The following is a 10,710-nucleotide window of genomic DNA, read 5'->3' on the forward strand; positions in this document are numbered from 1 at the left end:
CAATCAATCTTAATTAATAACCGTCGCTGTAAAAGTATTTACCTTTGCTACTTAACAAGTCTACTCATTTTGAAAACCTATCAACAGCTTGACCAGTTTGAATTGCCACCCAACTTCCGTGGACGTGGCGCGATTATAGTGCAATTATGGTGGTTGGTACAAAGCACACTTTTTGCATGGTCACCTCAATTTATGTACGGCTGGCGCAGGTTTTTACTAAGATCTTTTGGTGCGAGAATCGGTAAAAATGTTATTGTTAGACCAACGGTAAGAACACAGTTCCCATGGAAAGTAAGTATAGGCGATTATAGCTGGATAGGCGATGATGTGGTTCTTTACAGTTTAGGAGAAATAGAAATAGGTGAACATGTAGTGATTTCTCAAAAATCATATATCTGCACAGGAACGCATGATCCACAAGCGGTAAATTTTGACATTTACGGTCATAAAATTACGATTGAAGACCAGTGTTGGATCGCTACCGACGTTTATGTAGCGCCAGGAATTACAATAGGTCGAGGAACTTTAGTTGGTGCAAGAAGCAGCGTTTTTAAAGATCTACCAGAAGGAAAAATTTGTTTAGGTAGTCCAGCTCAAGTAATTAAAGATCGTTAAATCTTGAAAGGAAAACACATCACATTCATAGGCCTCAATTATGCCCCAGAAGACACTGCGATAGGCCTATATTCTACACAAATGGTAGAAGCATTAATTAGTGCGGGCGCAACGGTAAGTGTCGTTACAGCCTTTCCTTATTATCCTCAATGGAAAATCGCGCAGGAATATCAGGATAAGCCCAACTACCTTCAGGAAAATCATAAAAACGTAAAACTGTACCGTTACAAACAGTATGTTCCAGAGCAACCTACTTTTTTAAAACGGATTATCCACATTCTTAGCTTTACAAAAGGTAGCTTTTTCAATCTAAGAAAGATCAAGCATACCGATCTTGTTATTTCCATCATTCCTTTTACATCAAGTGCATGGTTAGGTAATTATCATGCAAGAAATCATAAAGCCAAAACCTGGATTCACATTCAGGACTTTGAATTTGACGCCGCATTGCAATCTGGACTTTCCAGTGGTGGAAAGAAGTTCATCTTCAAATTTCTTTTTAGTCTGGAAAAGCGCATTTTAGGCAAAGCAAATAGGATTAGTACGATAAGCCATAACATGATTGTAAAGCTGCAATCTAAAACTAATCAACCTACCTATTATTTACCCAATTGGATTGATGAGAATCAAGTGAATCCTACGGTTTCAAAACAACACGACTATCTTAAGAGCAATAAATTCAAGCTTTTGTATAGCGGCAATGTAGGTGATAAGCAAGATTGGGATTATTTTTCCGCTTTCGCGAAAGCGTTACCACAACAGTCTTACGAGATCATCATCGTAGGAGCAGGAGCAAAGTACCAGCAATTAAAAGAAAGTATCCAGCAAGAAAACATTCATTTTTACGATCCAGTACCGTTTGAAGAACTCTCAGACTTACTTTGTAGTGCCGATGCTCATTTTCTATTCCAAAAAACAGAAGTACTCGATACCGTAATGCCGTCTAAATTGTTAGGCATGATGGCAAGTGAGAAGCCTTCGTTGGTTTTAGGAAATGAAGCTAGTGAGGTCAAAACCGTCATGAATAATGCAAATGCTGGCCGTTATTTTTCTGAACCAGATGTTCAATTAGCTATCCAACAACTGGAAGCCTGGCGAGCAGACAAAGACCTAAGAAAAAAGATAGGAATCGATGCACGTAACTATGTGGTAAAACATTTTTCCCGTAAAGAGATTCTAAATAAATGGATTGCCGAGCTTTCACAATTAGTAGGCAGTAACTCTTGAAAACTCCTTTACTTAGTAAAGGAAAGGTGGGCAAATTGAGTGAAATGAGATTTGTTCGGAAAGGTTGGAAAAAGCCTGAAACTAAGTATGACTTCAATAGTAGAACAAACATAGGAGCTCAGAGCATTTACATGTTATTATTGTTTTAGCTTTTCAAATTTTGTTTTTTCTCTAAGTAAATGAGTGTTTGTTCTTTGGGATAGTCAACGCTTATTTATAATCTTATGTTTACATTTAGATTTCCTTTTATTTTTAAAAATGGACCAACGAGAACTACTTTCCTTATTAGCGCTTAAAAAAGCACCGCTTATAGGCGATATCATGGCAAAAAAATTGATCCGTACCTTCGGAAGTGCGGCAGGAGTTTTTGAACAGCAATACAAAGACATAGCTGCCATAGAAGGAATAGGAGAGAAGAAAGCGCAATTCATAAGAAATAAAGACGGTTTGTTTTCTAAAGCTCAAAAGGAGCTTGAATTCATTGAAGAAAACAGGATCAAATACCGTGTTTACTATAATGAAGATTATCCTGAGCGATTAAAATACTGTATCGATGGACCTATCATTTATTTTGAAAAAGGAAATATTAACCTTGATAATCCATATACGCTCAGCATAGTTGGCACGAGACAAATTACAACTGTAGGAGCTGCTTTTCTTGAGAAGTTCATCAATGAAATAGCACCTTTAAATCCTATTATTATAAGCGGTTATGCTTATGGAGTAGATATTCTAGCTCATAAAATAGCCATTGAGAACGGTTTACAAACCATTGCTGTTATGGCTCATGGATTGAATCAAACCTATCCTAGAAATCACGCTGCTCACAATGAAGATATGATGAAAAACGGTGGTTTTATAACCGACTTCTGGCATACCGATAATTTTGATCGTAAGAACTTTTTAGGACGCAACCGTATCATCGCAGGAATGAGTGAGGCAACCGTAGTTATAGAAAGTGCCTCAAAAGGCGGCTCACTGGTCACAGCAGATCTTGCCGTTGGGTATAACAGAGAGGTTTTTGCGGTTCCAGGACGTGTGAATGATAAATATGCAATAGGTTGCAACGAGCTTATCAAACAATCTAAAGCCCACATGCTAACAAAAACAGCCGATATCCCTTATATCCTAGGTTGGCAAGTGCGAGACGTTGCAGTACAAAAGCAACTCTTCGTAGAACTCACAGAAGACGAAAAATTAATTTACAGATACCTGAAAGAGCACAAAGAAGAATTACTAGATATTATCGCATTAAATATCAAACAACCGGTCCATAAAGTTGCATCACTTCTCATGAGCATGGAGTTAAAGGGCGTAATTAAACCGCTTCCTGGAAAGAGATTTCAGCTGGCATAAATCTCATAGAGTTTATTTTACATCTAGTAAACCGAGAATACAAAATTTCAAATCTAGTGAACGACCACCTAAAAATAATTAAAGAAGAAGTCTACGAACGCTGTAATCTCTATCTAACAGGTTATCAAAAAGAGCTAGAAAGTAAAGAATACGATGCCTGCACTTTCCAACTTAACGAGTTAAAAATCATTTTTAGAAGTTCTAAAATCACTCCTAAAAAAATAGGCCAATTTGTAACTTTTTGGAAAAGAAATGGAAACGGACCTATCGAGCCTTTTGAAGAATCAGATGCTTTTGATTTTTTTGTGGTAAATGTCAGAACTGAAATTAATATGGGTCAGTTTGTATTTCCCAAATCTATATTGGTTAAAAATGGAATTGTTTCTACCAGTAAAAAAGAAGGTAAAAGAGCAATAAGAGTTTATCCATCTTGGGATCAACCTACAAATACAACAGCAATGCGAACTCAAAAATGGCAATTGGATTATTTTTTTAAGGTAAATAAAGATGTTGATTACGAGAAAGTAAAGCAACTCTACTGTGGTAACTAATCATATCTGTAAAATTCAGTTTTTTAATATATTTCAAATAAAAAACGACCTTCTCGTAAAAGAAAAGATCGTTCCTACCATCAAAACAGGCTCGGTTCTTACGAGCCTGCTTTGTTATGAAAAACTATTATGAAATTGCCAAATAATACAAGCCGTTGAAATTCCACTTATAACAACTGATACGAGATGCCATTTCCAATGCTGTTTTTTAAACAACAGTATAAAGGCTATAATAAATAAGACAGGCGCCAGCAATAGCATAGGAATCATCAATAGTTCATGAAAGACTCCTGACATAGTCCAAGTGATTTTATACACATGCGTTATATAAATCCATACAAAGAATAGTGCGTTGCAAATACTAGCTATCAATAAGGTTTTGGCTGTTTTCATTTCTTAATTATTTCCAGTTCTCATCGATAAACTTCACATCTCTTGTGTTTTTTTGCACGGCGATGGCAGCAAATAGACTTAATAGAAACGACATTCCATAGAATCCTTTTTCGCTTAAAAGTAAGTCAGCATTCCATAAGCCTATGATTAATAAAACGATCGATGCTAATGTGACAAACCAGCTGATTCCGTAATAAATATCGGTTACCGCGACGCCTTCTTGCTTGTCTCTTACTGCTTTTTGGACCGATATGACAGAGAATAGCCCAAATAGCAAGATGACAAAATAATAGCCTTTTTCGTTGAGCGCCATGTCGGCATTCCACAATCCTATGCAGTAGGAAACCATTCCTACCAGCAATGCGGTCCAGGATGCAGATATGAATGCTGCGGTAGGTTTTCCAGTAAATACTTCTGGTTTTTTAACTTCCTTTTTCTCGGTGTTGTAATTCACTTGATTTTCCATTGTTGTTTGTTTTGATGCTGCAAATATGTGACGGCACAATAATTTAGAAAAACCTATTTTTGATAAATTCTTACGATTGAAAAAGAGTGTAAAGAATATTATATATTGATAAAGAGTGTGTTATTAAAACTATATGAACGATTTAATTGCTTTAATAAATTTATTAAATGACGATGAGGTGGCTGCTTTTCTCGCTTTCGCGAAAGCGAGAAACCAACGAACTGATGTAAAAAACATACAATTATTCCAGCTGTTACAAAAAGGTGCAAGAGTAGATCTCGATATAAAAATCTATGGAAAACCAAATAAAAATGCCTTGCACGCACTCTCCAATCGATTAAAAGAAAGCTTGATAGAATTCACAGCCATACAAGGTTTTTCAACAGAGTCTCAAGAAGAAATGCAGCTTTTTAAATTACTACTTGCCGCGCGCATATTTTTAGAACAAGGGCAACTTTCATTAGGATTTAAAACACTTCATAAAGCAAAATCAAAAGCTCAATCACTGGATTTATATGCCGTTTTACAAGAGATCTATCAAACTCATATACAATATGTGCATTTAGATGCAAAAAACGATATAGAAGAGATTATAGTCGCTTATCAATATAACGAGCAGCTTTATTTAAAAGAATCAAGAATGGTTATGGCTTATGCAACGGTTCAAAAAGCCTTAAAAGCGCATCCGCCTAATATTTTTGAAGAGATTAAAAAACAAATGGGTCGTTTTGACATTTTGATTGATCAAAATTTATCATTTAAATCATTGTATCAATTAATGAACATTGCTACAGAGGCAGCAACTTTAAAATCAGATTATGCAAGTGTATCTATTTTTATGAATCACGTATATAACATCGTAGAAAATAAACAGCACCTAGCCGATAAGCATTTGTACTATCATCTAGAGATCATCTACTTGATGGCAGGAACTTGTTTTAGGAACAGAGATTTTACTCGATCACAAGAACTGCTCGACCAATTGTACTTAGAAATGCAAAAGCAAAAAGGGAAGTTCAAAAGTCAATTTCATGAACGTTACCAGTTATTAAAAGCATTGAACCTCAATTATACAGGAGAAGCTCAAAAGGTATTGAAAGAACTAAACGAAATTAAAAAACCATCACTTTCCACACGCTTAGCTCATGTTATGGTTCTTTTTCAGCAAGAAAAATTGAATCTCGCGCGTAAAACGATGAAAGAACTATATCATAGTGATGTTTTTTATGAGAAGAAAGAAGGCTTCTTATGGGTGATTCAAAAAAACATTCTTGAAATTTTAATTTACATAGAATTACAACAACCAGATCTAGTAGAATCTAGAATGAAGAGTTTTATGAAACGATTTAAAAAACGACTGGAACAAATAAATGAACACCGAGTGATTAGCTTTATGAAGTTACTGCAATTCTATTTTGATAAACCTTACGAGATAACAAACGACGAATTCTTAACTAAAGTAGAACAGTCATTTGAATGGAAAACCGCGAATCAGGAGGATATATTTGTCATGAGTTTTTATGCTTATTTAAAAGCTAAAATGGAGAATAAAACTATGTATCAAACAACTCTAGAGTTAGTGATTCAGGATTGACTTTATAACCACAAAAGCGATATTTTTAAATTAAGAAATAAATGTGTTAGCTTTTAAAAAGGGAATAATATCATATATCTAATGATATTTATCATCTTTTGAACCTTTCAAACTACTGTATTTTTGCACTATGGAATTACAGCAAATCATTAAAAAGGCGACTGAAGTAGCTATCTCATACGATCAATACAGAGCTTTTGTAGAAGCACATACCGCAAACGGTACTAACAGTGGTGATGAGGTTACAGCTGCACTAGCAGAATACACAAAATTGAATAATCAGCGCATGAAGCGACTGGATAAAACCATGAAGTTGTTACCAGAAAATCAAGAGTTTCTAAATTCTTTTGATAAAGATGTTTACTTTTTAATTATCACCGAAAGCTGGTGTGGAGACGCTGCCCAAACCATGCCTATGATGAACAAAGTGGCACAAGCTGCTGGAATCGATTTTAAAGTGGTTTTAAGAGACGAAAACCCAAAGTTGATGGATCAGTTCTTAACAAATGGTGGTCGCTCTATAGCAAAGCTAATTTTAGTTGATAATCAAACTGGACTTCCAGTCACCACATGGGGACCACGACCTACAAAAGCCACTGCTCTAGTAGCAGCAGAAAAAGCTGCAAAAGGAGTTCTAGGTCCAGAATTTAAACAAGAATTACAAACTTGGTACAACAAAGACAAAGGAAAAGATACCGAAAATGACCTAATCGAGATGCTGAAAGCAGTCTCATAGGTTTTGTCCTATAAAGAATTATAAGAAAAGTAAACGCTTATTTAAATTTCTAGTACGAGTATCAAAACTTGATCTGGAAGCCACCATAACCGTTAATTCCTGGTGCTGGTTCAAAGAAACGTGATCCAAAGGCATTGATTCTCACATTATCAGTATACTCTTGATCCAGAATATTATTGATTCCTAAATAAGGAAGGATTCTTATCTTTTTATAGACAAAATTAAAACCAGTTCTTAAGTTAATATTCTCATAGCCATCCACCTCAGTTTCATTACTATCATTTGCAAACTGCTTACCTACTAGAGACGCTTGCGCATTAACATAAAATCCTTTTTCTGATTTGAATTGTATGCCCAGATTAGTGAAATGTTGAGCTATTCCAGGTAAATAGTTACCATTAAAAGTTCCACTAGCTGTGGTAAAGTCATTATAACTGAAATCAGAATAAGTATAAGCAGCCGTAAATGTCCATTCTTTTGATAAGTTGTAAGCTCCTTCTATTTCAATACCTTTTCTTTCTGTTCTTCCTGCGTTTCTAAAAAACGTACGGTCTGGAAAAGCAGCTAACTCAAAAGGCACTAAATCATCCTGTGTATTGATATAGAAAAAGGCCATTTGATACCTTAGATCTTTTGTTAACTGTCCTTTAATTCCTAATTCATAATTGGTTGCTTTTTGTGCCTCTAAATCTTCATTAAATCCGCGATCTCCATTAGGGTTTGCAGATAACTCAGACAGTGCTGGAGTTTCAAAACTGGTAGCAACATTGATGTATAGGTTGTTCGCTTTCGCGAAAGCGTAACTAACACCAGCACTTGGATTAAAAGAGTTTAAATTAATCTCTCCAGAATCATCTCCATCTATTAGAAACTCATCTACTGCCGCGAGTTTATTATAATCAAAACGTATTCCTCCAGTAAAATACCATTTATCAACTTCTAAATGATTTGTAACAAATACACCTAGGTTAGTAAACCGCTCTTTTTGATCGAGCGTTTGTTGCCCTTTTTCTCCTTCTAGGTTTCTGAAACGTTGCCTGTCATCATTTTGATATGCAAAATCATAACCTGCTTTTAGGGTGTTTTTTCCTTTGGAGTACGTGATATTGACACCTTGGCCTACATAATCTCTGCCTAGGTCAACCAGACCGCCAAATTCAAAGGGCAACCTGCCTTCAAACTGACGATTATTATAAAATAAATAACCTTCTCCAGTGGTATTTGAGTTAAGGTTCCATACAGCACTTAATCCAGATTTAAATTGCTGTATCGTCTCTCCTGTTTTGAAAAGTATATTTCTATCTCTAGCTTGTCTTCTATTTTCTTCCACCGCGTCTAGATTCAATCCACCTGGATCATCTGCTTGTGGAGAGTCACTATAGTTTACTAGTGCTTTGAGATTAAATTTGTCGCTGATTTTAAAGCTGGCATTCACATTAAAATTATACTGCTGGAAACCACTTTGATCTCTATATCCATCTGATGTCACGTAGTTACCATGAAAAATAAAACTGGATGTTCCAGATTTAATTCCAGCGGTAGCCTGATAATTTTGAAAACCATAAGATCCTATTGCAGCTTTCCAGTTAGAAAATGGTTGTTCTATTTGATTTATGGTCTGGATAGAAATCACGCCACCTGAGGCATTTCCATATAAACTAGAACTAGGTCCTTTTAAAACTTCTATACGATCTATAATGCCTAGATTGAGATTATCTAACTGTCCTTGTCCATCTGGCGTCGTTTCTGGAATTCCATCTACAATTAATTTGATACCTCTTATACCGAATGCGGCTCTAGAGCCAAAACCACGTATGGAAATACGTAAATCTTGAGCAAAATTAGTAGTATTCTGAGCAAACAGTCCTGGAATTTGTTGCGTGTATTCTTGTAAAGAAAGTTGCTGTCTCGTGGCATCACTCACTTTTGCCTGATAAACAGTTACTGCTGCAGGTAATTTTTGAATCGTACTAGTTACATGTGCCGATTTTATAAAAACAGTATCAATTTTTTGAGCTGGTGTTTTATTAGGTTCTTGCCCATAAACGATCGGAATAAGAGTTGTAAATACAACAAAACAACAGAATACTATTTTCTTCAAAGGAATGTTCTTTTTGCGAAAGTACAGTTAATTGTAAGTTTAACTCAAGAATATCTTTAAAACCAACATGCCAAGTATTCTTCTTGGCATGTTTGGTTGCTATCGTAAAGCCAGATTTTATTCTCAAGGTTAACATCTCGATTAGATTTAGACGATGCCAACACCAATAGTTGGCATGTCAAATCCACTGATTTTTAATTTCGAACAGTTTAAAAATGTATTATTTTAAATCATTAATATAATTTTCCCAATTAAGGTCGTCGATTAATTTAAAATCAGGAATAGGATAATACGGGAGTTTATTTGACAGCGTAGCGATCTTTTGGATAGAAACATTACCGAATTTACCTATTTCTTTACATGAGGATTTGATATGATCTATTTTTTCTTGAAAACAGTAGTACAATTTTGTATTCATAATGCCTTCAGGAACTTCCTTTCCTTTAGACAATTCAATTTTCATCTTATCTATTGAAATTAAGAGCGCTTCAATTTCGTTGTACAGTTTAATACTTCTATTTTCCTTAAGGTTTTTATTCTTTTAGCATGATTGGCTATTTCGAGAGTTTATTTTTGAAATGAAATCGTCAGTCGTCAACTAGTCTGTCATCACTTAGCAAGCCCTTTCCTCAACACTTCTTTAATGCCTTCTAGATTCTCGGTGAAATCCATCATTTGACTCAGGACTTGAGACATCTGATTTTGTCCACCTAGACCGTTGAGTTTGTTGTTCTTAGCAAAAATCCCTTTGATGTCTTCCCATCGTTGTTGCTCTTCTGTAGTGATGGTGTTGACGAGTTCTTTATACTTCAACAGGTTGGCTTCAGCAGCACTAGTTAAGGTTTGTGATTCACTTTCATAATGTGATAATAAGAGCGTTTGCAACTCTTTATCGTCCATTATAGGAACTACCTTAGCGACCAGTTTATTCATATCACGGTAAGAACCTTGTAGTTTAAAACTAGGCTCAGTACGGTAAGTGTCTTCCATTCCAGCGCTTGCGATGTAGGTCTGGTTCACTTTAAGAACGGTATCACGTATTTTTAATACCTTCTCAAGTACAGCAACATAATCGGCTATTTCTTGATTGCTGTGATTTCCTTTTAACTCATTATCATTTGCTCCGTTTTGTACACGATCAATCAATGCATAAACATCGTCAAAATGCTTGTTACTTAACTGTTGCAATACGGGATTACTAGTCAGTGCATTTTCTATGAGACTCAGCTCAAATAAATGAGCCGTATCACCTATAATATCACCTAGATTATAGATATCTGCACGGTTGGCAAGCATGTCTGGAATCTGGAATTTATCTCCACTTTCGGTATATGGGTTACCTGCCATAATCACGCAGAATTTCTTACTACGTAAATCATAGGTCTTCGGCTTTCCATTATAAACTCCTTCTATTTTACGTGTTCCATCAGACAGGCTGATGAATTTTTGTAAAAACTCAGGATTACAGTGTTGTATATCATCTAGATATAGCATTACATTATCACCCATTTCAAAAGCGAGATTTAGCTTTTTAAGTTCTTCTCTCGTTGCTGCATTAGTTGCTGCTTAAGGATCTACTGATGTAATCTCATGACCTATCGCTGGACCATTTATTTTCATAAATATCAAGCCCAATCGGTTTGCTACATATTCCATCAAGGTTGTTTTACC

General features: G+C 35.5%; 9 protein-coding genes and 1 pseudogene. 6 read left to right on the plus strand and 4 right to left on the minus strand.

Features of this window, described 5'->3' with window-relative positions; genetic code table 11:
- From A9Q93_RS14340 to A9Q93_RS14355, 4 genes are all read left to right on the plus strand, one after another.
- Positions 1-615, plus strand: a 615-nt coding sequence (locus tag A9Q93_RS14340; RefSeq protein ID WP_369674768.1) for a putative colanic acid biosynthesis acetyltransferase, incomplete at its 5' end; no start/stop codon positions are given.
- A gap of 3 nt (positions 616-618) precedes the next feature.
- Positions 619-1,842, plus strand: a complete 1,224-nt coding sequence (locus A9Q93_RS14345) for a WcaI family glycosyltransferase (RefSeq protein ID WP_303688080.1) — start codon at positions 619-621, stop codon at positions 1,840-1,842.
- Between the two features lie 258 nt (positions 1,843-2,100).
- A complete protein-coding gene (dprA, locus tag A9Q93_RS14350; RefSeq protein ID WP_303688081.1) occupies positions 2,101-3,198 on the plus strand; it encodes a DNA-processing protein DprA in 1,098 nt (365 codons plus the stop codon).
- Positions 3,199-3,254: 56 nt separating this feature from the next.
- Positions 3,255-3,749 (plus strand): MepB family protein, encoded by a 495-nt coding sequence (locus A9Q93_RS14355; protein ID WP_303688082.1) that lies wholly within the window; start codon positions 3,255-3,257, stop codon positions 3,747-3,749.
- 400 nt (positions 3,750-4,149) lie between these two features.
- Here A9Q93_RS14355 and yiaA read toward each other — a convergent pair whose 3' ends face one another.
- Positions 4,150-4,608 carry an inner membrane protein YiaA gene (gene yiaA / locus A9Q93_RS14360; protein ID WP_303688083.1) on the minus strand — a complete coding sequence of 153 codons (459 nt, stop codon included), beginning with the start codon at positions 4,606-4,608 and terminating at the stop codon, positions 4,150-4,152.
- Between the two features lie 133 nt (positions 4,609-4,741).
- Between yiaA and A9Q93_RS14365 the strand changes: the two genes are divergently transcribed.
- Positions 4,742-6,202 (plus strand): hypothetical protein, encoded by a 1,461-nt coding sequence (locus A9Q93_RS14365; protein WP_303688084.1) that lies wholly within the window; start codon positions 4,742-4,744, stop codon positions 6,200-6,202.
- A 130-nt stretch (positions 6,203-6,332) separates the two neighbouring features.
- Positions 6,333-6,938 carry a thioredoxin family protein gene (locus A9Q93_RS14370; RefSeq protein WP_303688085.1) on the plus strand — a complete coding sequence of 202 codons (606 nt, stop codon included), beginning with the start codon at positions 6,333-6,335 and terminating at the stop codon, positions 6,936-6,938.
- A gap of 61 nt (positions 6,939-6,999) precedes the next feature.
- Here A9Q93_RS14370 and A9Q93_RS14375 read toward each other — a convergent pair whose 3' ends face one another.
- From A9Q93_RS14375 to A9Q93_RS14385, 3 genes and pseudogenes are all read right to left on the minus strand, one after another.
- Complete coding sequence (locus A9Q93_RS14375; RefSeq protein ID WP_303688086.1) at positions 7,000-9,039, minus strand: TonB-dependent receptor; 2,040 nt, start codon at positions 9,037-9,039, stop codon at positions 7,000-7,002.
- Between the two features lie 220 nt (positions 9,040-9,259).
- The gene (locus tag A9Q93_RS14380; protein WP_303688087.1) at positions 9,260-9,502 is read right to left on the minus strand and encodes a hypothetical protein; all 243 of its coding nucleotides are present in this window, start codon (positions 9,500-9,502) and stop codon (positions 9,260-9,262) included.
- A 146-nt stretch (positions 9,503-9,648) separates the two neighbouring features.
- Positions 9,649-10,710: pseudogene (locus tag A9Q93_RS14385) on the minus strand (AAA family ATPase); the annotation flags it as partial.

Origin of the sequence: Nonlabens dokdonensis, from assembly GCF_002162835.1 — a bacterium.
Taxonomy (GTDB): Bacteria; Bacteroidota; Bacteroidia; order Flavobacteriales; family Flavobacteriaceae; genus Nonlabens; species Nonlabens dokdonensis_B.